The organism is Mesorhizobium sp. M1423 (genome assembly GCF_040317575.1).
GTDB lineage: Bacteria > Pseudomonadota > Alphaproteobacteria > Rhizobiales > Rhizobiaceae > Mesorhizobium.
Genome location: NZ_JAMYKU010000038.1, coordinates 1 through 26,565, shown reverse-complemented (window position 1 = coordinate 26,565; position 26,565 = coordinate 1). Strand labels below are relative to the sequence as shown.

General features: G+C 59.8%; 24 protein-coding genes. 15 read left to right on the top strand and 9 right to left on the bottom strand.

What is annotated here, in order from left to right:
* Positions 1-28: 28 nt before the first annotated feature.
* From ggt to NKG95_RS30870, 3 genes are read right to left on the bottom strand one after another with little or no spacing between them, the layout of a single operon-like run.
* The gene (gene ggt / locus NKG95_RS30880) at positions 29-1,642 is read right to left on the bottom strand and encodes a gamma-glutamyltransferase (protein WP_031195105.1); all 1,614 of its coding nucleotides are present in this window, start codon (positions 1,640-1,642) and stop codon (positions 29-31) included.
* Positions 1,639-2,496, bottom strand: a complete 858-nt coding sequence (locus tag NKG95_RS30875) for an alpha/beta hydrolase (RefSeq protein WP_353043352.1) — start codon at positions 2,494-2,496, stop codon at positions 1,639-1,641. The genes ggt and NKG95_RS30875 overlap by 4 nt, the downstream gene beginning before the upstream one ends.
* A gap of 12 nt (positions 2,497-2,508) precedes the next feature.
* Complete coding sequence (locus NKG95_RS30870) at positions 2,509-4,110, bottom strand: ABC transporter substrate-binding protein (RefSeq protein ID WP_353043351.1); 1,602 nt, start codon at positions 4,108-4,110, stop codon at positions 2,509-2,511.
* Between the two features lie 242 nt (positions 4,111-4,352).
* On the opposite strand from NKG95_RS30870, the gene NKG95_RS30865 reads away from it, so the two are divergent.
* The 9 genes from NKG95_RS30865 (at position 4,353) to NKG95_RS30825 (ending at position 13,129) form a co-directional block, all read left to right on the top strand.
* Positions 4,353-5,135 (top strand): IclR family transcriptional regulator, encoded by a 783-nt coding sequence (locus tag NKG95_RS30865; protein WP_353043350.1) that lies wholly within the window; start codon positions 4,353-4,355, stop codon positions 5,133-5,135.
* A gap of 275 nt (positions 5,136-5,410) precedes the next feature.
* The gene (locus NKG95_RS30860; RefSeq protein WP_353043349.1) at positions 5,411-5,692 is read left to right on the top strand and encodes a hypothetical protein; all 282 of its coding nucleotides are present in this window, start codon (positions 5,411-5,413) and stop codon (positions 5,690-5,692) included.
* A gap of 44 nt (positions 5,693-5,736) precedes the next feature.
* Positions 5,737-6,699 carry a LysR family transcriptional regulator gene (locus tag NKG95_RS30855; protein ID WP_353043348.1) on the top strand — a complete coding sequence of 321 codons (963 nt, stop codon included), beginning with the start codon at positions 5,737-5,739 and terminating at the stop codon, positions 6,697-6,699.
* A 164-nt stretch (positions 6,700-6,863) separates the two neighbouring features.
* Positions 6,864-7,877, top strand: a complete 1,014-nt coding sequence (locus tag NKG95_RS30850) for an amino acid ABC transporter substrate-binding protein (protein ID WP_353043347.1) — start codon at positions 6,864-6,866, stop codon at positions 7,875-7,877.
* A gap of 70 nt (positions 7,878-7,947) precedes the next feature.
* A complete protein-coding gene (locus NKG95_RS30845) occupies positions 7,948-9,135 on the top strand; it encodes an amino acid ABC transporter permease (RefSeq protein WP_353043346.1) in 1,188 nt (395 codons plus the stop codon).
* A gap of 3 nt (positions 9,136-9,138) precedes the next feature.
* Entirely contained in the window at positions 9,139-10,278 is a 1,140-nt protein-coding gene (locus NKG95_RS30840) for an amino acid ABC transporter permease (RefSeq protein ID WP_353043345.1), read from the top strand.
* 63 nt (positions 10,279-10,341) lie between these two features.
* Entirely contained in the window at positions 10,342-11,070 is a 729-nt protein-coding gene (locus NKG95_RS30835; RefSeq protein ID WP_502914000.1) for an amino acid ABC transporter ATP-binding protein, read from the top strand.
* Between the two features lie 31 nt (positions 11,071-11,101).
* Complete coding sequence (locus tag NKG95_RS30830; protein ID WP_353043343.1) at positions 11,102-12,358, top strand: MalY/PatB family protein; 1,257 nt, start codon at positions 11,102-11,104, stop codon at positions 12,356-12,358.
* A gap of 36 nt (positions 12,359-12,394) precedes the next feature.
* Positions 12,395-13,129, top strand: coding sequence for an aspartate/glutamate racemase family protein (locus tag NKG95_RS30825; protein ID WP_353043342.1), 735 nt, complete (start codon positions 12,395-12,397; stop codon positions 13,127-13,129).
* A 269-nt stretch (positions 13,130-13,398) separates the two neighbouring features.
* Here NKG95_RS30825 and NKG95_RS30820 read toward each other — a convergent pair whose 3' ends face one another.
* The 3 genes from NKG95_RS30820 to NKG95_RS30810 form a co-directional block, all read right to left on the bottom strand.
* Positions 13,399-13,884: a cupin domain-containing protein gene (locus NKG95_RS30820; protein WP_353043341.1), complete on the bottom strand. Its 486-nt coding sequence runs from the start codon at positions 13,882-13,884 to the stop codon at positions 13,399-13,401.
* Between the two features lie 173 nt (positions 13,885-14,057).
* Positions 14,058-14,318: a BBE domain-containing protein gene (locus NKG95_RS30815; protein ID WP_353043340.1), complete on the bottom strand. Its 261-nt coding sequence runs from the start codon at positions 14,316-14,318 to the stop codon at positions 14,058-14,060.
* Entirely contained in the window at positions 14,319-15,164 is an 846-nt protein-coding gene (locus tag NKG95_RS30810; protein WP_353043339.1) for an FAD-binding oxidoreductase, read from the bottom strand.
* A gap of 21 nt (positions 15,165-15,185) precedes the next feature.
* On the opposite strand from NKG95_RS30810, the gene NKG95_RS30805 reads away from it, so the two are divergent.
* Entirely contained in the window at positions 15,186-16,070 is an 885-nt protein-coding gene (locus tag NKG95_RS30805) for a GlxA family transcriptional regulator (RefSeq protein WP_353043338.1), read from the top strand.
* 819 nt (positions 16,071-16,889) lie between these two features.
* On the opposite strand, the gene NKG95_RS30800 is transcribed toward NKG95_RS30805, so the two are convergent.
* Both NKG95_RS30800 and NKG95_RS30795 read right to left on the bottom strand, forming a co-directional pair.
* Complete coding sequence (locus NKG95_RS30800; RefSeq protein WP_353043370.1) at positions 16,890-19,058, bottom strand: amylo-alpha-1,6-glucosidase; 2,169 nt, start codon at positions 19,056-19,058, stop codon at positions 16,890-16,892.
* A gap of 236 nt (positions 19,059-19,294) precedes the next feature.
* Positions 19,295-20,383 carry a glycosyltransferase family 4 protein gene (locus tag NKG95_RS30795; protein WP_353043337.1) on the bottom strand — a complete coding sequence of 363 codons (1,089 nt, stop codon included), beginning with the start codon at positions 20,381-20,383 and terminating at the stop codon, positions 19,295-19,297.
* Between the two features lie 358 nt (positions 20,384-20,741).
* Here NKG95_RS30795 and NKG95_RS30790 point away from each other — a divergent pair, with 358 nt between their 5' ends.
* The gene (locus NKG95_RS30790) at positions 20,742-21,914 is read left to right on the top strand and encodes an MFS transporter (protein WP_353043336.1); all 1,173 of its coding nucleotides are present in this window, start codon (positions 20,742-20,744) and stop codon (positions 21,912-21,914) included.
* Between the two features lie 182 nt (positions 21,915-22,096).
* Here the strand turns inward: NKG95_RS30790 and NKG95_RS30785 are convergent, their stop codons facing one another.
* Positions 22,097-22,573, bottom strand: coding sequence for a transposase (locus NKG95_RS30785; protein WP_502913998.1), 477 nt, complete (start codon positions 22,571-22,573; stop codon positions 22,097-22,099).
* A 914-nt stretch (positions 22,574-23,487) separates the two neighbouring features.
* On the opposite strand from NKG95_RS30785, the gene NKG95_RS30780 reads away from it, so the two are divergent.
* From NKG95_RS30780 to NKG95_RS30765, 4 genes are all read left to right on the top strand, one after another.
* Positions 23,488-24,759, top strand: a complete 1,272-nt coding sequence (locus tag NKG95_RS30780) for an NRAMP family divalent metal transporter (protein ID WP_353043369.1) — start codon at positions 23,488-23,490, stop codon at positions 24,757-24,759.
* Positions 24,760-25,413: 654 nt separating this feature from the next.
* Positions 25,414-25,641 carry a hypothetical protein gene (locus NKG95_RS30775; protein WP_353043335.1) on the top strand — a complete coding sequence of 76 codons (228 nt, stop codon included), beginning with the start codon at positions 25,414-25,416 and terminating at the stop codon, positions 25,639-25,641.
* The gene (locus NKG95_RS30770; RefSeq protein ID WP_353043334.1) at positions 25,616-26,308 is read left to right on the top strand and encodes a class I SAM-dependent methyltransferase; all 693 of its coding nucleotides are present in this window, start codon (positions 25,616-25,618) and stop codon (positions 26,306-26,308) included. The genes NKG95_RS30775 and NKG95_RS30770 overlap by 26 nt, the downstream gene beginning before the upstream one ends.
* Positions 26,286-26,565 (top strand): GtrA family protein (locus NKG95_RS30765; protein WP_353043333.1); only part of this gene is annotated, 280 nt, incomplete at its 3' end. The genes NKG95_RS30770 and NKG95_RS30765, both read left to right, overlap by 23 nt.

The window sequence follows — 26,565 nt, the reverse complement described above, 5'->3', positions numbered from 1 at the left end:
GTATCGCCGGTCGTGTGCGCAAGACCCGTCACGCCGGCACCGCGATAGCCATGCCGTCGCGTTGCGGATCGGCGCCGCCACGACAAACTCCGTCCTCGATCTGGATTCCGTGAAGAGCGGCAAAAGCGTAGCTCTGCCACGAGCGCTTCACCTCGTAGCCCTTGCCCTCGATTTCGTCGGTGACATAGCGCGGAATGCGGTTGGAGACGTCGATCGTGTTCGACACCGCCACGATCCGCGGGGCGGCCACCGCTTCCGGCATGCTCATGCCGAAATCAATGATGTTCATCAGGCCCTGGGCCATGGATGGCGCGATATAGCTGCCGCCCGGCGCTCCCATCACAATTACCGGCCGGTCATCCTTGAAGACAATGGTGGGTGCCGCTGAGCTGGCTCGCCGTTTGCCAGGGGCCAGCGATCCTGCCCTGCCCGGCCTCGGATCGAAGCGACTCATCGTTCCGTTATACATGAAACCCAAGCCGTCGGTGATCGCTCCCGACGGACTGCCCAGCGTGTGGGTCAAGGCGACGGCATTGCCTTCCCGGTCGATCACCGAGATATGCGTCGTCTCGCGCGGCGATCGGTCGTCCACTCGCTGGACTTCGGCCCGAACCCCAGCCTTGATCTCGTCGGCCATTTGACCGCAATACTCCCGGGACAAAAGACGCCCGACCGGCACATCGACATAGGCTGGATCGCCGAGGTGTCGATCTTTGTCGATGGTCATGCGTTTCATCGCCTCTGCCAGTACGATGACATGCTCGGTGCTGCCGTGGCCCAGGGCACCGATGTCAAAATGCTCAAGGGTATGGAGCAGTTGCAGCATGGATATGCCGCTGGCGGGCGGTGGGCTGGTCGCGATATCGTAGCCGCGATACTCCCCCCAGAGTGGCTCGGCGGTAGAGAGCTGATAGTTGGCCAGGTCGTCTTTCTCGATCAGGCCTCCATTCGCGGCCATGTCGGCCGCGATTTCGTCGGCGATCTCGCCCTTGTAGAAGATATCAGGGCCAGCTGCAGCGATGCGCTCCAACGTATGCGCGAGGTCGGCGTTGACGACTATGTCGCCCGGCAGCTTCACCGTGCCGTCGGCGCGGAAATAGATGGCGCGTCCGGTCTTGCTGAAACCGAGCTTGTCGAGGGTCCGCACTTCACCGGTATCGACTCCGTCCTGCGCCCAATACCAATGGACATGCGGACGTACCATGAAACCTCGCCTCGCCTGCCCGGCCGCGGGTGCGATGACGTCGGCCCAATCGAAGGTGCCGTATCTCGCCAGCGCCTCGGCGTAACCCTTGACGCTGCCGGGGGTGCAGACGGCGAGATAGCCGACCTCGCTGATGCCGCCTTCCAGCAGAAAAGCGAAACCGTCGCGCGATTGGCCGACCAGCAGTTCGCTCCACATATCCGGGGAGGCCTTGAGCGGCGCCCTTGCATAGAACTCGAGCACCTCGTGCACGCCGCGCCGTGGCATATAGACCTGCATAGAGCCAAAGCCCCCAAGGCCGGACATTTGTGGATCCACGACGCCCTGCAAGAAAGCGCAGGCAATCGCCGCATCGACGGCGTTGCCGCCGCGCTTGAGCACGAGGGCGCCTGCCTCCACCGCTTCGGGCTGTGGCGCAACGATCATTGCATTCATCACGACGCGTTCCGTCGTTGCTTGAGTTCTTCTGCGAGGAAATCCTGGACGGGATCAAGAACCTCCAATCGGTCGTGGGAGACCCCCGGCAGCAAATCGAAGCGGACGCGCACGCCCACTTGCTCGAACGATTGACACAATGCCCTGAGGCGTTCCGGCCTCGTGCGGCCGGCATCGTTGGCTCCAGGCAGCCAGTGGGTCCCGCCTTCAAGATGCGTGATTTCCCAAGTCTCCAGATCAGCGTCGCCGACAATCATCTGGACAGGCACCTTGGCCAGTACCGCGGCGTTGAAGGTGATACCGAACTTCTCTGGAAGATCGCGAATGCCTACCCACCAGTCCCGGGTCGGGTCGAGCAGGGTCACCGAGCCGGGCGCGCCGATCGAAGCCGCCCACAGCCGATCCGGATGCAGAATGGCGAAACGATGCGTGAAATGCCCGCCGCCGGAAAAGCCGAACATGGCGAAATGGCTCCAGTCCTGACGGTATTTGGCACTGACTTCCTCGACGATGGCGAGCAGCGCTTGATCGTAACGGATGTCGCCTTCCAGCATGTATTTGTAACCGCTGCGGGCACCATCGCCCAGAACGCCCATTGGAAACACCGGGCACAAAATGGCGCAGTCATTCCAGCGCCCGAACTCGGCGAAACCGTCTCGGAAGTCCAGGAAGGAGGTTCGGCCAGTGCCGTGCATGGCAACCAGCAGATCGACCTTGGCGCCGTCTCCGACCGAGCGCGGTACATAGAGGCAATAGTGAAAGCGCGGATCTGATTTGGAAGCAAAGATTGCGGTCGCGCCAAGATCATAGATAGCGCGACCGGGATCCGCAACGAACCCAGTGGTAGTGCTCGTCAAGTCGACAACTCCTCAGGCAGTCTTGGCGTTCATGGCCAGCGTGTACTGATCGGCCCGCGTCGTGAACTGAATATCCTTGCGGGCAGCCACCACGAGAACCTCGTGGTGCATCGGGATCAGGGCGACATCGTTGAAGACAATGTCGCTGATTTCCGACAGCATCTTTTCGCGCTTGGCATCATCGAGCGTCCGCTTGGCCACGGCGAGCTTGGCATCGACGTCGGGATTGGAGTAGCGGCCCGAATTGGCGATGCCCAGACCAGCGTCGGAATTCTGCGTCGCGATCAGCGCCGTCAGCGGGTTCGAAGTCTCGCCTGTGTTTACGCCCCAAGAATCCAGATTGAAGCTGAACGTATGCGCATCCGCTTTGTCGGCATAAACCGACCAGGGCATGACGTCGACGCTGACCTTCAAGCCGATGCGGGTGAGCATCTGGGCCACCACCTGCACGATCTTGGAGTCGTTGACGATGCGGTCGTTGGGTCCGTGGATCGTCAAGCCGAATCCATCTGGATAACCGGCCTCGGCGAGCAACGCCTTGGCATTCTGGGCATCGAACGGAATGGGCTTGATAGCAGCTGAAGTGCCCGGCGCGCCGACCGGCAGGAATTGCGAGGCAACGACAGCATTGCCCTGCATCAGGCGTTCAACGATGGCTTTACGATCGATGGCCATGGACAGCGCGCGTCGCACGCGCAGATCCTTCAGCGGGTTGCGGTCGAGTGGCTTGCCGTCCTTGTCGGTGATGAAGGGCGACACGTCCCTGAACGTGTCCAACGAGAAGAAGACGACCCGGCTCGAGACACCACGGACGACATGAAACCGCTCGTCCTTTTCGACGCGCGCAATGCCTTCATAGGGCACCTGCTCAACAAGATCGAGGTCGCCGGCAAGCAGGTTCGCAAGCCGCGCGCCGGCATCGGTGACGATGCGAAGCTCGACCTCTGGCAGAGCAGGCTTCGCGCCCCAGTAGTTAGGATTGGCGGAGAGTGCGACACGGTTACCGGGAACATATTCCTTCAGCACATAGGGACCCGTGCCGATCGAGGCGGTGCCGTTGTTGAACTGGTCGCTCGTCGCATCCTTGAACTTAGCGCGGATGATGCGAATGCGGCTGAGCGAATTGGACAGCAGGGGCTCCGGCTGCTTCGTCTCGATGACAAGCTTGCCGGCTTGAGGTGAGGTGATTGACTTGATATTGCGCGTATAGGTCCGGAAGGAGGCCGTGCTTTCGATCGTGTTGGCTCGGTCAAAGGAGACAGTGATGTCGTCCACCGTCAGCGGTTCGCCGTCGCTGAAGCGCACGTCAGGCCGGAGTTCGAATTCCCAATGGGTGTCGTCGATCACGCGCCAGGCCGTCGCAAGCCCCGGTCTGGAGACTGATTTTTCGTCGTTTGTGACGAGCGTATCGTAAATATGTGTGGCAAGCGCATTGTTCGGAGCATTGCTCTTCAGATGCGGATCCAAGGTCGTCGGCGGAGCGGCCATGCCGATCCGCAACTGGCCGCTTGCAGCCGCGTGGGCAAGCCCTCTCCAACTGGTGCTTTGCAAAATAGCGGCACTGCCGAGCGCCCATCGCATCAGCGCACGCCGTGAAATTGTCCGGCTGATCATTCTCGTTTTTCTCCGTGTCCACTCTGGATAGTTCAGTCCGGAGGAGTTCTTTTTGCCGCCGCTTGCCATCGTCGTGCCCTCTTAAATTGGACCCGTTAATGGTGCCGGCCTCCTTCCATTGACCAGGCAGTTGAAAAACAAGGCCCTGCTCTTGTCAATACAGATAAACCGCTGTTTCACTAGACGAAACAAAATCGATAGCTTATATGGGTATGTGATGTTTTTGGGGGTTGATCGAAGACATGACCGTTCAAGTAGAGACCCGATACACGGTGGATTCCGTCGATCGCGCCATCAGCCTGTTACAGACCGTCGCGGGCGAGGCAGACCTTGGTGTTTCCGAAATCGCGCGGCGTTCTGGCGACAGCAAGGCGCGTGCGTTCCGGCTTTTGCAGACACTGGTGCGGCGCGGCTTGCTGGCGCGCTCGACAGACGGAAAGGGTTATCGCCTCGGCCTCGCCGCACTGATGCTAGGGCATGCCGCCAGCGAACAGATGGACCTGATCCGCATCGCAACACCTGTGTTGGAAGAACTCGGCCGCGAGATCGGCGAGACCACGCAACTGCGAATCCGCGATGACCAGGAAAGCCTCTGCGTCGCCAAATGGGAACCGAAGCGGGATCTTCGGGTTAACGCGATTGTAGGCCGGCGGCGTCCACTGCATGCAGGTTCGAGCAAGGCATTCTTGGCCCATATTGAAGATGACGAGCGCGAAGCCATTCTTGCCAGCCCCCTGAAGCGCTTCACCAAGAAAACCGTGACCGATCCCCAGCTTCTGCGGACCGGGCTTGAGCAGATTCGCAAGTCAAAATTTTTTGTCAGTCACGGCGAGATCAATGACGATCTGATTTCGATCACCGCGCCTGTGTTCGCTTCCCCTGGCAAGATAGTCGCAGCACTGAACATCGCTGCCCCGGAAAACCGCGTACCAGAAGAACGCATATGCGAACTCGGTGAAATGGTGGCCAAAGCCGCCCAGCGAATTTCTGCCGCTCTCGGTTTCCGCTCACCGGTTATGAAATGATGCAGCGGGCGCCCTCGGCAAAGGCCCGGTTGGGATCGAGAATCTCCTGGCTATGGCGCTCGCCTACTCGCAGGCGGAGGCGGCCCATCCAGGAGGAGGACTAGTTTTTAATGCAAGCTGAGTCTCTTCAAAAAGGGGTCTATGAACCTGTGTGGACCTAAAGGTACGCGGCTAGTTTGGGGCCGCGAGCAGACGGGTCAGCTTCTAGGATGAAGTCATCAGCAAGCGGACGTTCCGCTGGCGACCCTCGTTGCGGACCCAAGCAGCACAAACTATTGGCGGAGCTCAAAACTCGCAGTCTTGCATCGGTTGCTCGCCAGCAGTGCCGATCAGATGTCTTTATCGAGCGCAAAACGCTCGCAACGCTCGCCGTCGGACTCATTGATGAAGCTCTCGATATGGTTGAAACCGAGCTTCGCAATATCCGCAGCGAGGGGAAATTGCGCGCCGCCGCCTTGGCCGTCACCTGTTCAACCGCCAGAGTCAAAGGCGTGGCGCAGGACTTCTATCTTCACTCTTCGTGCGCCATCTGTCACCGTCGCAATCCAACGTGGTAGTGCGGCCTAGCGCGTCCGTCTCTGTGGCAGATGAGGGTAGTTCCATGAACTATAACGATATCGACCTCAATCTATTGCGAGTCTTTAACGTGATGATGCGTGAAAGGAGCGTGACGCGCGCGGCTATCGAATTAGGCAGAACACAATCAGCTGTAAGCCACTCCCTATCGAAGCTTCGGTATCTATTGCAGGACGAATTGTTCACCAGAGATGGGGGCGAGATGCGGCCAACTCCTCGGGCAGTTGAGCTGTTGTCAGATATTTCTGCCCCGCTTGCAACGATCCGCGCATCGATCGATCGGCATCAGTTATTCAATCCAGCAACGACCCGACGTAATTTTCGCGTTGGACTTACAGATTATCATGCCATGGTTTTCATCCCAGGCCTCATTCGAGAATTTTCTAGGCAAGCTCCTGGCGCGACGCTGAACGTCATTCCCGCAAACGGACCTGAAATCGGTTCATCGGTCTATTTGAGACAAGTCGACTGTGCGCTGACGGGAGCAGCGATACGCGACGACCCAGGTCTCTTGAAGGTGGAGCTTGGCCAGGACCGATTGTTTTGCGCGGTGTGGAGTGGAAGCAAGATTGCCAGAAACGCAATGACATTGGAAACGTATTTGGCCAGTTCTCACCTCCAGATTTCCGCAGATGGCCTGGCAGAAGGCCTCGCGGATGCCGCCCTCAAACAGATGGGTCTTCGTCGCAAAGTCGTTGCGACCATCTCGAATTATCTGGTGCTGCCCTGGGCGCTTCGCGGCACTGAACTGATTACCCATTGCGGTGATGCCATCCTGCAAATGCTGGAGGAGAGGAGTGAGGTGACGTTGGTCCCGCCACCCCTTCCCATATCGAATGTGAATGCCTGGCTTATTGTTCACCGCCAGATGGCGAATGACCCGGGGACCAAGTGGCTCCGGGAAATCATCGTGGGCATCGACAACGAGTCGCGGACCAAGAGACACCAAGGGTCGACCGTCGGAGCACCGGGGTCGGCCGCAAAATAGGTCGCGCGCGCTGTCGTCTGTTTTACCACTCAAGCGCCTTTTCATCTGCGAGGAGTGCTTCGCAATTATGCGCGACGCTCATTTTCATCATGAGAACAATCGATTTGACGAATACTTAGCCTGGAGAGCACATTCCTTTCAAACAAAAACAGGGGAATTCCGAAATGAGATCAACGTTCAAGGGCCTTCTTGGCCTCGCTATCGCGTGCACCGCCTCCTCGGCGTGGTCCGCAACCCTCGACAATGTCAAGAAAAAAGGCGTGCTGACATGTGGCACGAATTCGGCCACCGCCGGCTTCAGTCTTCCCGACAATGAAGGCAAATGGACCGGATTTGTGGTCGACTATTGTCGCGCCGTGGCCGCTGCCGTGCTTGGGGATGCGCAAAAGGCCAAGTTCATCCCATTGACGCCAAAGGATCGCTTCACCGCCTTGCAGTCGGGAGAGATCGACATTCTCGCGCATAACGCAACTTGGACATCGTCCCGCGATACGTCGCTAGGCATACTGTTTGCAGGCACGTATTTCTATGATGGCCAGGGATTCATGGTGCGCAAGGCGGACAACATCACGTCAGCCAAGGGGCTCGAGGGCGCATCGATTTGCGTCACCCAGGGCACCACGACCGAGTTGAACCTTGCCGACTATTTTCGCTCGCAGTCGATCAAGTACACCACGGTTGGTTTCGCCGACGAGGAAGCTGTCGTGAAGGCTTACGAGGAGGGGCGTTGCGACGTCCTGTCGGCGGACACCTCTACCTTGAACGCATCGCGGCTTCGCATGGCCAAGCCGGACGACAGCATCGTTCTTCCCGAACTGATCTCCAAGGAGCCGCTTGGCCCGGCAGTGCGGCAGGGTGACGACCAGTGGTTCAATGTGGCGAAGTGGACGCTTTACGTCATGGTGGCCTCCGAAGAATACGGGGTCACCTCCAAAAACGTTGATGCGATGAAGTCGTCGGACAATCCCAGCATCCGCCGTCTGCTTGGACTGGAAGGCAGCATCGGCAAGGACATCGGGCTCGGCGACGACTGGCCGGTCGAGGTGATCAAACAGGTCGGTAACTACGGCGAAGTGTTTGATCGGAATGTCGGCAAGGACTCCCCGCTGAAAATGGAGCGTGGCATGAACGCGCTCTGGAACAAAGGCGGCGTTCAGTACGCTCCGCCGATCCGCTAGGCAAAGCATGGTTGCAAGGTGCTGGCGCATTGCCACCAGCGCCTTGCACGGATCTCGATAGGAACAGGCCATGTCCGATTTGTCGCTTCCCGCGCCACCGCGCAGGAGCCTTTCGCTGCACGACACGAAAGTGCGCGGCGTCTTCTACCAGCTCTTGCTTGCTGGCTGCCTGCTGGCCGTGGCCCTGGGCATCGGCATGCAGACCGCATCGAATATGCGGGTTCGGGGGATTCCGCTCTCATTCGATTTTTGGAATGAGTCTGCTAGCTTCGACATCAATCAAACCCTGATACCGTACGATGCACTTTCCACTTACGGTCAGGCCTTCTGGGTGGGAGTGGTCAACACCCTCTACGTCAGCGTCCTCGCAATCTTGTTGGCGACCTTGCTTGGCTTCGTCATTGGCGTTGCTCGCCTGTCCCCGAACTGGATCGTTTCGAGGGTGGCGACCGCCTATGTCGAGCTTGTGCGCAACGTCCCGTTGTTGCTGCAGCTGCTGTTCTGGTACAACGCCGTCCTCAAGCCGTTGCCCTCCCCGAAGGCGTCCATCGCCATTCCCGGCGGCATCTACCTCAACAATCGCGGCCTCATCATTCCGGAGATTCATTTGCATCCGGGAGCGGGGCTGGTGGGCCTGGCATTCGTGGCGGCCATTTCCTGCTGCGTTGCATTCTGGTTTCGCGCCAGGAGCGTCCAGAGACGGACGGGCAAGCAGCTGCCGGTGCTTCTGGTCAGTCTGGCGACCTTGATAGGATTTCCGCTGGTCGTGTTCTTGGCGGCTGGCGAGCCGGTCTCGTTCGTCGCGCCGCAGCTACGGGGTTTCAATTTTCAAGGCGGGCATCAGCTCTATCCGGAGTTTGCCGCTCTCCTGATCGGTCTGTCGGTCTACACCGGTTCATACATCGCCGAGATCGTCCGAGGTGGAATCCAGGCAGTGGCAATGGGCCAGACCCAGGCTGCGTATGCGCTGGGGCTGGCGCCGGGCAAGACGCTTCGTCTGGTCGTCGTTCCCCAGGCGCTGCGCATCATCATACCCCCTTTGACAAGCCAGTATCTCAATCTCATCAAGAACTCGTCGCTTGCAGTGTTCATCGGCTATCCCGACCTCGTTCAGATCTTTGCAGGCACCGTGCTCAATCAGACCGGCGCGGCCGTCCAGGTCATGGCGATTACCCTGTCCGTCTATCTCGTTATCTCCCTTTCCACCTCGTTGGCCATGAACGCGTGTAACCGACATTTTGCGATCGTCGAGAGGTGATGCATGAGTGATCATTCCATGCATTCGCCAGTTGTCAGCAGCGCTCTCATACCGGCGATGGCGCTCCCCGCGGACATTCGCCCGGGTCCGGTGACCTGGATGAAGAAGAATCTGTTCTCGACGCCTTCCTCATGCGCGTTGACGATATGCTTTGTCCTGCTTGCCGTGTGGCTGCTGCAGCATTTTCTGAGCTTTGCGATCTTCAACGCTGTGTGGAGCGGCGGCCGCGACTCTTGCCGTGCGAACGGTGAAGGAGCTTGCTGGCCCTTCATCGCCGAGAAGTTCGACTATCTGCGATACGGCGCGTACCCGGTTTCCGAACGGTGGCGCGTGGACCTCGCAGAGGCTCTCGCCGCCATCCTGATCGTCTGGTTCCTGTGGACGAAGGCTCCGCGGCGCAAAGTGGCGGCATTGCTATTCTTCCTTGTCTACCCCGTTGCCGCGTTCGTTCTGGTGCGCGGCGTGGCTTTCCTGAATTTGCCCGTCATCGATACGACGCTCTGGGGCGGTCTCTTGATCACGCTACTGATGTCGATTGTCGGCATCGTGTTCTCGCTTCCGATCGGGGTCATCCTGGCGCTCGGGCGCAGGTCGGAACTGCCTTTCGTCAAGGCGGTTTGCGTCACATTCATCGAGGTCGTCCGGGGCGTGCCGTTCATCACGGTGCTGTTCATGGCGAACTTCATGATGCCGCTGTTCGTGCCGGACTATCTGACGCCGGATCGACTTCTCCGCCCGCTCATTGCGATAGCGTTGTTCTCGTCCGCCTATATGGCCGAGGTTGTGAGGGCCGGCCTTCAGGCGATCCCGAAGGGTCAATACGAAGCGGCGAACGCGCTCGGGATCAGCTACTTCAGCATGATGCGGTTGATCGTCCTTCCCCAGGCGTTGACGATCGTCATACCGAGCATCGTCTCCACCTTCATCGGCCTGTTCAAGGACACGACGCTCGTCGCCATCGTTGGCATCGCAGACTTCTTGAGGGCCGTCGAAACGGCGCGGGTGGATCCGAGTTGGGCAGGCCCGACGATCTCCTCGACCGGCTACCTCTTTGCGGGGCTGGTCTACTGGGGCTTTTGCTTCGGCATGTCCCGTTACTCGCAATCGATGGAGCGCCAACTGGCGCGCGGCCACAAATCCTAGGAAGCGACGATGATGTCTCAAGCAATGTACACAGCGACCAAGGGAACGCCCTACAACCAGGCGATGGCCGTTGAGCTGCGTGATGTCAACAAATGGTTCGGCTCATTTCATGCTCTCAAGAACATCAACCTCTCGGTGCCGCGCGGTCAACGCATTGTCGTCTGTGGCCCCTCCGGGTCGGGCAAATCGACGATGATCCGCTGCATCAACCATCTCGAGCAGCATCAGTCGGGCGAGGTCATCGTCAACGGCAAGGCGCTGACCGAGGATCTGCGCAAGATCGACGAAGTCCGCAGCAATGTCGGGATGGTTTTTCAACACTTCAATCTGTTTCCCCATCTCACTGTGCTTGAGAATTGCGCGCTTGCGCCGGTGTGGGTGAGGAAGATGCCGCAGACGGCGGCTGAGGAATTGGCGCGTCATTATCTGGAGCACGTCAGAATTGCCGAGAAGGCGGACAGCTACCCAGGGCAGTTGTCGGGTGGCCAGCAGCAACGCGCTGCAATCGCCCGGGCTCTCTGCATGAACCCAAAGATCATGCTTTTCGACGAGCCGACCTCTGCACTCGATCCGGAGATGGTCAAGGAGGTTCTCGATACGATGGTGTCGCTCGCCGGCGAAGGCATGACGATGCTGTGCGTGACGCATGAGATGGGCTTCGCGCGCGAGGTGGCCGACCGCGTGGTGTTCATGGACCGCGGGGAGATCGTCGAGACGAACACGCCCCATCAGTTCTTCACCAACTCCCGATCGGAGCGGGCGCGGCAGTTTCTGGCGCAGATCCTCAAATAGAGACGTCCGCAGCGGCAAGGCGGCCGCAACCGTGGCACAGATTCCTGGTGATAAGCAAATGGCTTGTGCAGACACGCCCAAATCAGCAGTTGGGCAAAGAAATATCGCGGAGGTCGATTTCGACCAGATCCACGACCGCCAGCAATTCGGGTCCGTCAAATGGGCCAACCAATGGGATGAGTTCTCGCCACGGGTCGAGGGAGAAGACCTGCTCTCCCTATGGACGGCGGATATGGATTTCCGTGCCCCGGAAACGGTCATCGCGCGGCTGCGCGAAGCCGCGGACCACGGCATTTATGGCTACACACGCCGCGATCCGCGCCACTATGAGATCGTGCAATCGTGGTTCGCGCACCGGCACAACTGGTCGCCGAAACTGGAGACCTTGCTTCCCGCGCCGGCGATCATGCCGTCGGTGGCTGCGATACTGCGAACCTTCACCAAGCCCGGTGACGGCGTCATCGTGCAGTCGCCCGTGTACTCGCCCTATTTCGAAGTGGTTCAGGGAAACGGGCGGGTTCTGCTTACGAACCGGCTGAGGCTGCAGAACAACAGATATGAGCTCGATCTGGAGGATTTCGAGAAACTGGCGGGCGGCGCCAAGGTGTTCCTGCTCTGCAATCCTCACAACCCTGCCGGAATGGCCTGGACACGCGAAGAATTGGCGGCGCTGAACGACATTTGTGAGCGCCATGGGATCTTGGTCATATCCGACGACATTCACTGCGACATCAGGCTGTCGGATCGTTCCCACATCGTCTTCTCCTCCATCTCGGACGATGCCGCGGACAAGTCGTTCATCTGCACCGCCCCGACGAAGACTTTCAACCTCGCCGGGGTTCCTTCGGCAACCATTTCGGTCGCCAACAGAAAGCGCCGCGAGACGCTTCTCGCCGCAATGCAGGCGTCATTCATGGTGAACGCGAATTTTTTCGGCCGACTAGCATTGGAGGTTGCCTACAGCACCGGCGCGCCATGGCTCGACCAACTCACAGGCTACGTCGCCAGCAACATTGATCTGGTTTGCGAATTCGCCGGCGAATACCTTCCAGGCATTACGCCCATGCGGCCCGACGCATCGTTTCTGGTGTGGTTGGATGCGCGCGCGCTCGATCGCAGAGTGGGTGGAATTCAGAAGTTCTTCGTCGATCGGGCGGGTGTCAATCTGTACGACGGGCGCGTGTATGGGCCTGGCGGCGAAGGCTTTATTCGTCTGAATGTCGGCTGCCCGCGTCATCTGTTGCGCCGAGGGCTGGAGCGCATGTCCAGCGCGCTGGCATCCATGTGATCGACCGGAAACAGGCCAGGATACGCCGAATGCGAATTGCCGTCACTCTGCTTGCCGGGCCTGCTCAAGCAGGTTGTCGCGGCGGAAGCGCAGCATGTCGACGCGCATATCATAGCTTGCTTCGACGACACGGGTCTCGACGCGGCGAGGGCGATCGCCACCAAGCCGGTTATTGGCATCGGTGAGGCCTCGTTCCATGCCGTCAGCCTTGTCGCCCACAGCTTCTGTGTCGTGACCACTTTGTCACGCTCTGTGCCGCTCATTGAAGACAACATTCGGCGCTACGGCTTCTCCCATCGCTGCCGCCGGGTGTTTGCTTCCGACATTCCGGTCCTTGAGCTGGAGAGGCCTGAGAGTGGTGCGTCCGAACGGATCTCGGAGTTCATACGCGAAGGCATCAGGCTGGGGGCGGAGGGGATTGCGCTGGGTTGCGCCGGTATAGCCGAGTTCGCATCCGCTCTCCAGCGCAAGCACGATATTCCCGTGGTGGACGGAGTCGGCGCCGCGGTCGGTCTTGCGGAGACCCTGATACGTTGCGGCCTCGAGCCCTCCAAACGTGGTGTATGGGCAAGGGGCTGGACAGGTTTGAATGATACAGAGCGGCCCCTCGCAAGGAGGGCGTCCAACCGCAGTCAATCGAGTGCGTCCAACTGTGGTCAGTCGTTTAGCATATCCACGCCGAAGCGCTCCCCCCTTCCTTTCTGCTGCCGAACGGACGCGTACGCCGAGGTGTCGCCGCCCAAAACATCATTCTCTTTAGCGAGAATTTAGGGGCCGATTGCAGGTCGAGCAAGAAAGCTCCGTGGTGCGGTGAGTGGGTCGCTCAGGCGACGTCAGCTTTTGAAAGTTGGCCAACGCAATTTGGACGACCGAAATTGGGCGCTTTGCTGACCGACAGTTATGGGGCCGTCACCTGACGGGCGGGTCCGGGAACATGTGTCGAGAAGCGGCCGTTCCGTCATCGACCCAGGGCGGACATTCTCAGCTCGTTGACCGATTGTCTGCAACAGAGCGGAAGTACCACCCTGGGAAATGTCGCCTCAGTCGAGGCTGGCAGGCGACGAGAACGGCTGATTGGCATCGACCACGAAGATGGCCAGCTCATCTAGATCGGTTGTGCCGGCGCTGAACACCTCCATCGGCGTGTTGGCCCCGTGTCCGATCATGGCGGTGCCAGCTTCAGCATAGGTCACTCCGCGGGGCGTTCTCTGGCCGACCTTGCCGGCCAGCACATAGAAGGCCTCCGGTCCCGGATGCGTATGGATCTTCGTCTTGACGCCGGGCGCTCCACCGGCGCGGTTGACGCGCAGCAAATACTCGCTTGCGCTGATCGGAGGGATCGGTCCGATCTCGATGACCTTGGTTCCGCCGGTCGTAGAGCCATCCTTCGGTCCAAGCGTGAACAGCCAGACCTTGCCTGCGATCTCCGCCGCGAGCGAGGTCGGGCCCGCCGCGCTTTGGGCCTGCGCCAGCGTGGGCAGATTATCCAGCCGCCAGTACAACGGTCCGGAGGGCAGTTCCTTCACCTTTTTCTCAACCACTGGCTCGACGGCGAATTTGCTGTCTGCGGGCATTGAGGCTGACGTCATCAGCCCGAAAGCACACAATGAGAACATAAGCAGGCCAATACTGCGGGCGCTGAGGGATTTGCAAAATACTAGCTACTTTTCCTTACTCGTCGGCGACGCTCTCAACGTCACTATGCGGCTCTAGGATCGATGTTCTGGTTCATCCGGAAGATGTTGTCGGGGTCATAGCGCCGCTTTACCCGTTGAAGACGTCCGTAAGTCTCCGAGCCAAACGCATCGCGGACGAGGTCGGGGTCTTCGCCGTGGCCTGGGAAGTTGAGATAGAGCCGGCCGGTCGAGTGTCGCTGCATATGCTGCCAGAAGTTGCGCACCCAGCCGACATTCGCGTCGTCGTCCGAAGCGCTCGACCAGATCGCGTCGAGGCTCAGCATTTAGGGCATGGACCGGTCGCCGAAGGCGGTCGCGTCCTCCGCCACGCGCTGCATGTCGCCGCTGAATTTCCAGATCGAGGCGAAGGTCATCTCGGACGGACGTTCTGCCATGCCCCGCGTGATGTCCGCGATGACGCCGTCGTCGAGGCGGGAGAGATAGGTCGACTTCCAGTAGCAGCGGTCACGCCCCTTCGGAAACAGCGCGTCGTACAGTGACTGAATGGTGCGATAGGGCATGCGGCCGCTGAAATCGACCAGCGGTTCGCCAAAACTGCGTAGCGGCGCAACGATTCGTTCGCCTTCATCCGCCGGCCCGTCATACACATGCGCAAGCGACACTACGCGCCGGCCGCGCGCGTGCTCGGGGAGAGAAGGATCGTCAGGGAGGGTCGAGAATTCGGCGAGTCCGCTCAGCCGATCCGGCGCCGTTTCCATAAAGTCGCGCCAGCGCACTATGACTTCATTCGCGCGTCCCTCGGGATAGGCGGGGCTGCAGAACATCAGTTCAGATTCGATCGGGTGCAGCTTGAACTCGAAGCTCACCACGACACCGAAGTTGCCGCCGCCGCCGCAGAGCGCCCAGAGAAGATCGCGGTTTTCCGTCTCGTCGGTACGGATCAGCCTGCCCTCGGCGGTGACGACATCGGCCGCGACAAGATTGTCGACGCAGAGGCCGTGAGTGCCGCGCAGCCACCCAATGCCGCCGGACAATGTCAGGCCGGCAACACCGGTCGCGGAGATGAGGCCCCCCGGCGTGGCACGGCCGAAAGGCGTTGTAGCGGCGTCGACATCCGCCCAAGTCGCACCGCCACCTACGATGGCACGGTCCAGGCCGGGGTCACGCACGGCGTGGCTGGGGACCAGCGGATGCGGCCCTACGTCGTTGCGCGCAGCACCGACCGGTTTCGCGCGGCGAACAGAGTCTGGGTGCATCCCGACCACACCCTCGCCGACTGTCCGCATCCTGATATCGTCTGCATCCCGGATTTCTTCGTCAATCCGGGCGGGAGCGTCGCCGGGCAGTATGAGCCTGAAGCGCGCTGGCTGAAGCGCGTGCATGAGAAAGGCGCGCTGCTCGCGAGCGCCTGCTCAGGCGCGGTGCTGCTGGGCGAAGCCGGGCTTCTCGCTAATCGCGAGGCGACAATCCACTGGGGCTATGTCGACACGCTGACGAACAACTATCCCGGTGTAAAGGTAAAGGTGGATCGGTCGCTGGTGCTGAGTGGCGAGGCGCAGCGCATAGTGATGGCAGGAGGTGGATCAAGTTGGCAGGATCTGGCGCTCTATCTGATCGCGCGCTTCGTCGGACTTCGTGAGGCGATCGAGGTGGCCAGGGTCTACATGCTGCAATGGCATGACCTCGGCCAGCAGCCCTTCGCCACACTGGCCCGCTCGCGGCAGACCAGTGACGCAGTAATCAAGCAAAGTCAGCAATGGGCGGAATCGAATTTCCGCAAGGCGGCACCCGTCGCCGTTATGGCGCGCCTGTCAGGCTTGCCCGAACGCTCCTTCGCGCGTCGTTTCGCCAAGGCGACGGGCATGAAGGCATTGGACTATCTTCACGCGCTGCGGCTCGAAGAAGCCAAGTGGCTGCTGGAAACGAGCGACGACGCCGTCGAAGCGATCGCCAATGAAGTCGGCTACGAGGACACGAGTTTCTTCGGGCGCCTGTTCCGCCGCAAGGTGGGTATTACACCGATGCAATATCGCTTGCGCTTCGGGTCGCTGCGCCGGGCGGTCCAAAAGGAATGACGGTTACGCGCATGGTCCTCAAATATAAGCCGTTTCGATTGCCTCGAATGTCGCTGGGGGCCAACAGAGACTGAGATACGTTCCGTTCAAGGTGCTTCACCGTCCTTGACATGTGCGTACCGGATACTGCCGGCGAAGCGCTGGATTTGGTCGCAGTCGTATCTACCAATGGCCCCTTCAACGTATTTGGCACAAAAAGTGCCGTTCGGGATCATCCGCCAAGCGACACGTTGGTGTCATGGTGAATATCCGCTTCTGGGTAGTCGGCAAAACATCTCTGAAGACCGACATCGGGCGCAAAGCCGCCAAGCAGCATTGGGGACGATAGGAAGCGGTGTCACTTTGCAGTTAATTATGAGAATTTCTTGTCAATGATTTCAGTTTGTTAGCTGTGCACTAAAGTTGAGAACGTGCACTTAATTTGATAATCATGCCAGGCCATTGGCATTTAATCTGAGAAGCAGCCTCCACAACTAACGGGATCGAATTTCTGGAAAACGGTGTATAAATGCGATTGCAGTTAAATTTAGAATCCGAGCTGCCCCATTCTCGCAATTAACTGCCAAACCCAACCGAAACGGCCGCATTCTCATCATTAACTGCAAAGAACCTCCTCTCAAATGCAGTTAATTTGAGAATCCGGCCGCCAATATTCTCACAATTAAATGCCAAACCGGCATCAAATCGGCGCGTTCCTACAATTAAGTACCAAGCGACAGCCGGCACCGCCCTTCGCCAAAAAGGCATACAACCGCTCTGAAGCCCGGTCGGATGGGACTCGGTTGCCTGATGCACGACCATTTTTTGCATCGCCCACAGTTAAGAGCGCACAACCAGCGGCACGAGGCCCTCGTGTCGCTCGTCGAGATAGCAGACGATCCGGTCGCCGACGCGCTGAAAAGTGAGGTCGACCTTCACGTCACCGACCGCTAAGTGCCGGAGGACGATGTTGTCGATGCCTATCGGCAGCCGAGGGCGTTCGACATTGATCTCGCGCTTCCAACCATCGATCCGAATCCCCAGACAGGCTTGCAGCATCATGAAGGCGGATCCGGCGGACCATGCCTGTGGCAGACAAGCCACGGGATAGGCCACTGGCGCATCGCCGATCGCACGCGTAAACCCGCAGAATAGCTCCGGGAGCCGCATGTTGAAACGGACCGCCGCCTCGAACATGCTGCTCATAAGCTTCACGACACTGGTGCGCTCCTGGTAGCGGGCGAGCCCAGCGGCACAGATTGCCGTATCGTGCGGCCAGATCGAGCCGTTGTGATAGGACATTGGATTGAATGGAAGCTCGTCGTCGGCCAAAGTCCGAACGCCCCAACCGCTGTGGAGATGGGCTGATAACAGCTGCGCAGCAATTGATTGCGCCCGTTCCGCTGACGGTAGCCCGACATAAAGCAGGTGACCGGGGTTGGAGGCGCGCACCGCGCATTGCTTGCCTTCGCCGTCGATTGCCAAGGCGTAGAAATTGCGGTCTGGCATCCAAAACTGCGTCTCCACCGCGTTGCGGATCCTTTCTGCCATGCCGCTCCAGTGCGCCGCCTTGGCGGCATCGCCGCGCTTGGCGGCCAGCGCAGCCATGCCTTGATAGGCTGCGAAGACGTAACCTTGCACCTCGACCAGTGCGATTGGTCCCCTGGGTATCGTCCCATCGCTATGGAAGATAGCGTCTGCGCTGTCCTTCCAGCCCTGGTTGAAAAGCCCCGTATCTGCCGCCCTGCTGTAGGTCACGAAACCTTCTCCGTTGCGGGCTCCAACCTCCTCCATCCAGGCGATGGCCGCACACAGCGAGTCCCACATGCGATCGACCAACTCGTCATCGCCCGTGCGATCGGCATAGGACCAGGCCAGGTAAACGTAAAGCGGAGTGGTGTCGACGCCGCCGTAGTAGCGGCCGAACGGTAGCTCTCGCAGCACAGCCATTTCCCCCTTGCGCGTTTCATGCATGATCTTGCCGGGCTCGGCATCGTCAAATATCGAAGTCTCTGTCGACTGATAGCGGGCAAGGAACGCCAGGACCCCGCGGGCAAGGTCGGGGTTGAGCCACAGCATTTGCAAGGCGGAAATGACGCCGTCGCGGCCGAAGGCGGTCGAGAACCAGGGAATACCGGCGTACGGATAAGGCCCGGTCTCCAGATCAGTGGTCAGCAACGCAATGTCGGCGCGCGTGCGCGTGAGCCAGTCATTGAACACGCGGCCGGAGCTGAAGACGGTGGCGCCCTGTCGACGCTTTGAGCGCATGGCAAACCGCGCTCGCGCCGCGGCCGCGCGGAAGCGATTACTGGACGGGATTTCCTCGCTGTGACCGACCTCCAGATGGAGCGCTCTGCTGTCACGCATCCCCACCAGAATGAGGAACTCAGCGTGATTGGGGTGGATCTGATGGGGCGTCATCGAAAACGCGATGACGGATTGTCGCTCCACATTGTCGAGGCCCTCGTAGCGAAACGTCACTCTTGACTCGCCCACCAGCGCTTCATGCGCGCGACCGCGCCGGCTGCGCGTAGTGCCGCGCACCTCAAACATGTCACGGAAATCGGCGTCGAAGTCGAACCGGACCGGCAGCAGCACATCGCGCGCGGAGTAGTTCGTGAAGATGACGCGCTCGAACATGCGGTCTTGCCAAATGAACCGGGCCCGATCGATGTGCACGACACCCGGCAGCGTTTCACTACCGTTCGGCCCGATGGTGGCCAGATTTGTCAGATTGGCGGTGAATAGGATGTTATCTTGCGACAGCGAGGCGCCAAGCAGTGAGGGCATGCGGCCGCCGACGAACAGACGGAAGCGCGACAGCACCCGCGTATCGTCGCGGAAAAGCCCGTCGCCGGTGCCGCGTATGTCGCCGTAGCTGTCCGCGACGATGAAGCAGTCCTCGTGCTTGAGAGCAAATTGCCTATGCGGCTCGCGCGGCGCCGATTCGTCGAGCGCCGGGAGAGCCACAGCTGGATCAAGCTTGCGTTCTTCGACTTCAGTGGTCATGTCAGTCCTCCTGTTCGAAAGAGACTTGGGCGGTGGAGACTTGGGCTGCGCAGGCACACATGCTTCCCCATAAGGCCGGCGCCGAACCATCCTCATCAACAGCGTCTCGCGTCGATCCCGCACTCGGCGCGCGATCGCGGAGAGCCTCGTTCGAATTCTTGGCGAATGATTGGCGAATTCTGCTGTAAAGCGCGATCAAAAGCGGCTCGAAGCCGATCGGTTCTAGGCCGGTTCGGTCAAACAGGCCTGACCAGCTGCATTTCAGCGCGGCCATTTCGAGAGCCAAATGCAAATCGCTTGTTGCCGGCGAGCGAGCGGTAGACCGCCATATAGTCGCTGCACATGCGCCCGACCATGAACCGCCTTTCAAAAGTTTCCCGTACCCGTGCGCGATCGAGACCGCCTATCCGCCGTACAGCCTCCACAGCTTCGTCGACGCTGTCCACTATCAATCCGGACACGCCATCATCTATGACCTCTGGAACGGCGCCGCGGTTGAAGGCTATCACCGGGGTGCCGCAGGCCATTGCCTCGATGGTTACAAGGCCGAACGGTTCGGGCCAGTCGATCGGAAACAGCAGCGCTGTCGCATTGCCCAAAAACTCCGCCTTCTGCTGCTCATCGATCTCGCCAATGAACTCGACATTCGAATGTCGAAGCACCAGGGGTTCAACTCGCTCCGCCCAAAATGATTGGTCAACCGCGTCGATTTTGGCCGCGATCTTCAGCGGCATTCCAGCGCGGGCGGCGATTTCTATCGCCGCTTCCGGGCCTTTTTCAGGTGAGATGCGGCCAAGAAATGCCAGATATCCCGAGGCTTTCCGCCGGAATGGAAGAATATCACGCGGCAGGCCATGGTAGACCGTTCCGAGCCAATTGACCGGCGGCATGGGCCGGCGCTGGTCATCGGAAATCGAGACCAACGGAATGTCGTCGAACATCGCGTAAAGCCGCGCCAGGAACGGAAGGTCGAGCCTGCCATGAAGCGTGGTAACGGTTCGCTGCGCGGACTCTCGAATTATCGGAAAGTGGAGAACATCGACATGAAAATGCAGTACATCGAATTCATCCGCCCGTTTACGGACCTGTTCAAGCATCATGATGTGGTAGGGAATATGGTTTTGGGACTTGGGATTCAGGCGCAGTGCAACATCGCAACACGCCACCAGTTCGGCCGAAGTGCGTGAATCACCGCTGGCGAACAAGGTCACCTCGTGGCCCTGTCGAACCAGCTCTTCCGTCAGATATGAAACGATGCGCTCGGTCCCGCCATAGAGCCTGGGGGGTACAGATTCGATAAGAGGTGCAATCTGGGCGATCTTCATTTTTGCAGGACATCGTGAAAAGTCGGCCTTCAACGAAAGCGGGCGACGCGCACACCTCTCCTTGTATTGCACCGACGCCAACTCTCGAATTGCTAATATGTTCCCGGGAAGATCGCCCATCGTGACGTTCGGGCTAGGCAAGGCTTGAGGGCCTAGGTCCTGATTTTTGCGGAATGTTCGCGGGGGTGCGAGCATTCCGGCATGGCATCGACCGCGAGCGCCGGCATCAAGGTGATCATATTCTGGGTCAACGTGGCGTGTCGAAGCCGCTTCAGCGGGGCCGAGTTTATTCGCAGAAGAAGCATCATTCTCCAGATCCCCCCTGTAGCGCGAGGCGCGTCCGTGGCAGAACTTTGGCATGGCACGCCTTGGCCCGCTGCTGGCATTTTTAGCGCTCTATGCCGCAATGTATGCTGCATTCGGAACAGCGTCCCCGTTCTGGCCACGGTATTTTGAGGCGCGCGGCCTGACACCTGAAGAGCTGGGCGTTCTGTTCGGGCTAGGCAACGCAGCCCGGCTGATTGCCGGACCGCTCGCCAATCGAATTGCAGATCTTCTCGGTGCCCTCCGCATCACCCTGGCGGTCTGCATCGGGATCGCGGTAGCGGCGACGCTTGGGCTGGCTGCCGTGCAAGGCGTCTTTCTTCTGTTGGTCGTCTATCTGGCCCAGTCAGCCGGGCTGGCACCGATCACAACCCTCTCCGACGCCCTTGCGGCGCGCGCATCGGTGCGCGAGCCGGGTTTTGAGTATGGTTGGGTGCGGGGTGCGGCATCAGCGGCCTTCATTGCTGGCACCCTCGCGGCTGGCCAGGTGCTCGGAGTTTTCGAGCTGGATGCGATTATATGGATTTACGCCGCGCTGCTCGCCGGAGCGTTGGCTGCCGCCGCGCTGGTGCCGGAATCAGACACCGGCGCCGAGCGGGCTGCGGACCCGGTCGGGCAAAGCATAATCGGCGGGCTGCGCGAGCTGCTCGGTCTTCCGACTTTCCGGCGCATCGTCATGATTGCGGCGCTGATCTATGGCAGCCATGCAATGCATGACACCTTCTCGGTCATCCGCTGGACGGCGGCCGGGGTCGGCACGGCGGCGAGCAGCATACTTTGGTCGGAAGCCGTCGCAGCGGAGGTGGTGGTGTTCGTTGTGGTCGGGCCGATCCTGCTGCGCCGGCTTGGCGTGGCCGGGGCCGCTGCTCTGGCCGCGGTGGCCGGAATCCTGCGCTGGGTCGTGGAAGCGGAAACGGCGGTGATCTGGATGCTTGCGTTCGTGCAACCGCTTCACGGCATTACCTTCGCACTGCTGCATCTTGCCTGTATGCGTGTTATCGCCAGCAGCGTGCCGGCACATCTTGCCGCCACGGCGCAGGCCCTTTACGCGATCGGCCCGGGGCTGGCCACCGCGGGCCTTGTCTGGGTATCAGGTCAGCTTTATGGAGCCTATGGCCCGCCCGGGTTCCTCATGATGGCGGGACTCTGTGTGCTGTCCCTTCCGCTAGTAATTGGACTTCGTGAAAGGCCCCCACCATCGGATTGACGCGTATGAGGGCGATGGTCGCCGATTGTGCGAGCTTCTCAGCCAAGGGGCGGTAGCGGCGGAATGGGGAAGATGCCAGAGGGCTCGTCAGCGCCCTCGAGCTTCGACTTGCGGCGTCGAAACTCAGGCGGCACAAGTGCATTCGGTCCCGACCAACGGCGCAGCTTTCCCCAGGAACCGGCTCAACCAAGCCCGAGCTTCTTCCTGAGATCGGCGTTTTCCTTGCGGAGCCGGTCGGCGAGGAGTTTCTTCAGCCGGGCATTCTCCTCTTCAAGCCTCAGCAGATCCTTGAGCTCGTCGCTCTGTGGCGCCTGCCCGGCAGCCTTCTTCCACTGATAGTAGGTCTGTTCCGATATTCCTGCTTTCTTGACAGCGGCCTTGGTGCTCTCCCCCCGGCTTGTCTGCTTCTCGACCTCTCCGAGCTTTTGGGCACGCTCCTTTTCAGAGTATATTTTCCGCGCTTTCCGGACTGTGGCGGAAGCGACCGCTTCTGCTGAAGGCACCGGCTTGCCCGACTTGGCCGCTCTGGTCCGCACGGCACGCGTCTGCTGCCCGGTTGCTTTCTTCGGCTTCGACGCCGTTTTCTTGGTGTCAGATGTCTGTTCTTTCACCGGCACTTCGGTCGGTGCGGACGATTCAGTTTCCTTGAGATCGGCCATGAGATACTCCACCGCGACGCCAAATATCTATGCTCCAGCACGCAACATCAAGGACTTACGGAGCTTAGTCAATACGGGCAGAAACCCCCGCTCCCCTGCGCAGTTAGCGCCGTGCCTCAAGAAGCAGAGGCTGTCAGCGTAGTGCATATCTGTCGTCATCGCCATCGTTGCAGTCGTTCCTTGGCGTCTTCTGGCGCCACCCTGTGGCAGGTAATCCAGCTAGGTGTGGCCAGCCAGTACCGCGAGGCCGAGCTGAGAGACGGTGAACTCCGGGAACCAAAATCGCGGCCACTGTCTGCTGCAGGGATGGTTCGGCGTTGTGAGGACATTTATGCAAGTGCAAATGCAAGGACCAGGAAGCCCATCGCTCCGAACCCGGCGTGTTAACGAGTCGCTGAGACTGGGGGCAGCTTTTTATCCGTTCGCCGATGTGTCGAAGGCACGTCTATCTCCCGTGCGCGAATTCGATCAGGACAGTGAATGGACGGGGCGCTTAGCGTTGCGTCGGTTGGAAAGTTGTTCACCTTGCCCCAGCGATATTTGGGCAACCCTCCGTTGGATGCGATGCGAACTTTACTAGATCCCGCAAGTCGGTATGTCTTAACGCACTTCCTACTTAAGTTCGCCTTTTTCGTGTGTTTCGCATCGGCTCACTGGGGGTGGGGATTTGGCCGAACGCTGGCCAACTTGCTGTTTCTTTGCCGCCCTGTTGGATGTTGGTATTGCGGTAGTTCGGAAAATGCCGTTTCACGCGCCGACGCTCACTTATTGCGATGAAGCGATCGCCACTCTTTTCCTGTCCCTTCTTATCTTTTGGAAGCTTACATGATCCACCTAAGATTTCCCGGCGACTTCTGATGGGATAAAGGGCTTGGGCCGTGACAAACAAAGCGAAGCCGAGACTTTCGCCGCGCATTGGACATCGGCTACGCCGGGCCGCCCTGATTGAGCGGCTGGGGCCTGGCGTCATCACTGGAGCCGCCGACGACGATCCCAGCGGCATCGCCACCTATTCGCAGGCCGGCGCCCAGTTTGGCATGAACATGCTTTGGACCATGGTCTTCACCTATCCGCTTATGAGCGCCATTCAAATGATCAGCGCTCGGATCGGCCGCGTTACCGGACATGGGCTTGCGGCCAATATGGGCCGCGTCTTTCCAGCTTGGGTTGTTGTGATATTGGTGGCGCTGTTGTTTATCGCCAACACCATCAACATCGGAGCCGATCTGGCAGCGATGGGTGCGGCTGCAAAGCTCGTCTTGGGTTGGGGCCAGCATACTTTCACCCTTGGATTTGCGATCGTTTCGCTGATCCTGCAGCTGTTCATTCCCTATCACCGGTATGTCCGCTATCTGAAATGGCTGACGTTGGTGCTGTTCGCCTATGTCGGCGTTATTTTTGCCGTCCACATCGATTGGGGTGACGTTGCCCGACGTACGTTTGTGCCGGAACTCGGTTTCACCGGGGACATGATCACGATGGTGGTGGCGATCATCGGCACTACAATTAGCCCCTATCTTTTCTTTTGGCAGGCCTCAGAGGAGGTGGAAGACGAAGAGGCCGACGCCGCGAGCAAGCCACTGCTGAAGAAGCCTTCCCAAGCCCGTCACGAACTGGACCGAATCCGCTGGGATACCTATGTCGGCATGGGTTTCTCCAACCTGATCGCCTTTTTCATCATTCTGACGACGGCTGTTACGCTGCACACCAGCGGCAAGACGGAGATCCAGACTGCCGCCGACGCCGCTAACGCCTTACGGCCCGTAGCCGGCGAATTCGCATTCATGCTCTTCAGTCTCGGCATTATCGGCACGGGCCTTCTCGCAATTCCAGTTTTGGCGGGCTCGGCCGCTTACGCGGTCGGCGAGTCCCGAGGCTGGAAGATTGGTCTCGAAAACAAGCCGTGGCAGGCAGTGGGTTTCTACACCGTAATCGGCTTGGCGACGATGCTCGGCATCGCAGTGGACTATTCGCCGATCGATCCAATCAAGGCTCTGTTCTGGACCGCGGTGATCAATGGGGTGATTTCCGTGCCCATCATGGCTGCGATGATGGTGGTGGCATCGCGCAGGCACGAGATGGGCCCTTTCGTCGCGACGTTTGGTCAGCGCGTTCTCGGGTGGGCTGCCACCGCCATCGTGGCCGGCGCGGCCCTGACGATGTTCATCTTCAGCTTAGAGCTTTGAGGTGACCCTTTTTGTCGCCCAAGTCCGATCGATGCCTCGATCTCGGAAGGCCAGCTCTGATCTCCTGTATTGCCCGCTCGCTTCTCTTGTCGCGGTTGCCACGCTGAGTCTGTTGCGTAATTGGCATTGGGCAAGACCTCAACAGCAAGGTAATTCCGCGGTCCGGCTGCCTGCCGCAAATCTGGGCTGGCGACACAACGACGAATGCTCATCGCAAGGCACTATTGCTGTGCCTAATCGAAAAGGGATTGTTCTCAATCGCGGTGAGCGCGATGTTGCTGTGGTCAGGATCGTGTGGCGAGGCGGCGGGGTGACCGAACTTGAGGTGCAGATGAAGGTCAGCTCCGTCGCCGAGCTCACGCGCGGTGGACAGATGTGCGCGTCTGATGGATCTCGCGCAGGCCGGCATGCGTGACAGCACCTAGCGTCGCGCACCTGCGGCCAGACGAACTTCCCCTCTTTGGATCGGCACCATGCCGGTTCGGCCTCACATCACGACCTTAATCCTTTTGGCCCGTTTCAATCGGAAGACAAAAACACCGACGGTGAGCCCGTCGCGCCCTCCTCGCAGGTGGAGAAGGCGCGTATCAGGCTCGAAATAGTCCCAGTCAGGTCAAATTTGAAACCGGGATCATTGCCGGGTGGACATCCACGGTGGTGATCGTGTCGCTCCTGTGCGGGATCAACCTTTTCATGACCGGCGTGGTCGGACTCTACGTCGGCAGCATCCACGCCGAGGTGAAACGCCGCCCGCTTTATGTCATCGATCGGCTCACCGGCTTCGACGAGTCGATGCGTGCCGCCTCCGGTGAGCGCCGCCGATCGTTTCACAAACCCAGGAGTGGAGTCCCCGCCAATGGCCGAACTCTTCGACAGCTATAATTCCGACTATGGCGAGGCGGTCGAAGGGTCCATCCGGTTTTCCGGACTCAGCCACAACTTCTTCCTTGTCGCCAAGGCGGATCTGCTGCGGCGTCTGGTCTTCGAGCGAAAGCTTCGGCAGGGTGGGTCGGCTGTAAGGGCGCTGGATGTCGGCTGCGGCGTCGGTTCGCTCCACCCCTACCTCGAAGGCGCTTTCGACAGCGTCGATGGTTGCGATGTCTCGCAAGAATCGATTTTGCACGCCAGCCAACACAATCCGCGCGTGGCCTACAGGACCTGCAGCACTCAGGGGCTGCCTTACGAGGACGGCACGTTCGATCTGGCTTTCGCCAGTTGCGTCGTCCATCACGTTCCGCCCTCCTCCTGGCTCGATTTCTTCCTGGAAATGCGGCGCGTCGTACGGCCGGGCGGCGTCGCCTGCATTATCGAGCACAATCCCTACAATCCACTGACGCGCCTTGCTGTGTTCCGGTGTCCGTTCGATCACGACGCGGTTCTGCTCAACGCCGCCAAAGCGAGGTCCGTTTTTCAGGAAACAGGCTTCCGGGACATCCGCTCCGAGCATTTCCTGCTGCTGCCATCGGCAAGGCCCTTGGCCAGAAGGGTCGAGCGGGTATTCGCGCCTTTGCCGCTTGGAGCGCAGTATGCGTGTAGTGCGCGTGTCTGAGCGCCGTTCAACCGGCGACGCCGGGCTGAGGGTGCTGGCGCGCTTCGGGTCGGTCGGCATCGCCGCAACGATCCTTTATGCAGTGATGGCCACCGCTTTGGTAAAATGGCAACGGTTCGGCCTCTCGCCGGTCGGTGCCTCGCTCGCGGCTTACACCGCAGCCGCCCTGTTTTCTTATCTCGCGCATAAGTTCGTGACTTTCGCGTCGAGCGGATCGCATCGATCGGAAGCTCCGCGTTTTTTCTTGCTGACGGCGA

What these genes read in the sequence shown, in the direction of transcription:
- NKG95_RS30870 (WP_353043351.1), bottom strand. Translation starts at nt 4,110, where the DNA reads ATGATCAGCCGGACAATTTCACGGCGTGCGCTGATGCGATGGGCGCTC.
- NKG95_RS30865 (WP_353043350.1), top strand. Translation starts at nt 4,353, where the DNA reads ATGACCGTTCAAGTAGAGACCCGATACACGGTGGATTCCGTCGATCGC.
- NKG95_RS30855 (WP_353043348.1), top strand. Translation starts at nt 5,737, where the DNA reads ATGAACTATAACGATATCGACCTCAATCTATTGCGAGTCTTTAACGTG.
- NKG95_RS30850 (WP_353043347.1), top strand. Translation starts at nt 6,864, where the DNA reads ATGAGATCAACGTTCAAGGGCCTTCTTGGCCTCGCTATCGCGTGCACC.
- NKG95_RS30845 (WP_353043346.1), top strand. Translation starts at nt 7,948, where the DNA reads ATGTCCGATTTGTCGCTTCCCGCGCCACCGCGCAGGAGCCTTTCGCTG.
- NKG95_RS30840 (WP_353043345.1), top strand. Translation starts at nt 9,139, where the DNA reads ATGAGTGATCATTCCATGCATTCGCCAGTTGTCAGCAGCGCTCTCATA.
- NKG95_RS30835 (WP_502914000.1), top strand. Translation starts at nt 10,342, where the DNA reads ATGGCCGTTGAGCTGCGTGATGTCAACAAATGGTTCGGCTCATTTCAT.
- NKG95_RS30815 (WP_353043340.1), bottom strand. Translation starts at nt 14,318, where the DNA reads ATGCTGAGCCTCGACGCGATCTGGTCGAGCGCTTCGGACGACGACGCG.
- NKG95_RS30805 (WP_353043338.1), top strand. Translation starts at nt 15,186, where the DNA reads ATGCGGCCCTACGTCGTTGCGCGCAGCACCGACCGGTTTCGCGCGGCG.
- NKG95_RS30800 (WP_353043370.1), bottom strand. Translation starts at nt 19,058, where the DNA reads ATGACCACTGAAGTCGAAGAACGCAAGCTTGATCCAGCTGTGGCTCTC.
- NKG95_RS30795 (WP_353043337.1), bottom strand. Translation starts at nt 20,383, where the DNA reads ATGAAGATCGCCCAGATTGCACCTCTTATCGAATCTGTACCCCCCAGG.
- NKG95_RS30790 (WP_353043336.1), top strand. Translation starts at nt 20,742, where the DNA reads ATGGCACGCCTTGGCCCGCTGCTGGCATTTTTAGCGCTCTATGCCGCA.
- NKG95_RS30785 (WP_502913998.1), bottom strand. Translation starts at nt 22,573, where the DNA reads ATGGCCGATCTCAAGGAAACTGAATCGTCCGCACCGACCGAAGTGCCG.
- NKG95_RS30770 (WP_353043334.1), top strand. Translation starts at nt 25,616, where the DNA reads ATGGCCGAACTCTTCGACAGCTATAATTCCGACTATGGCGAGGCGGTC.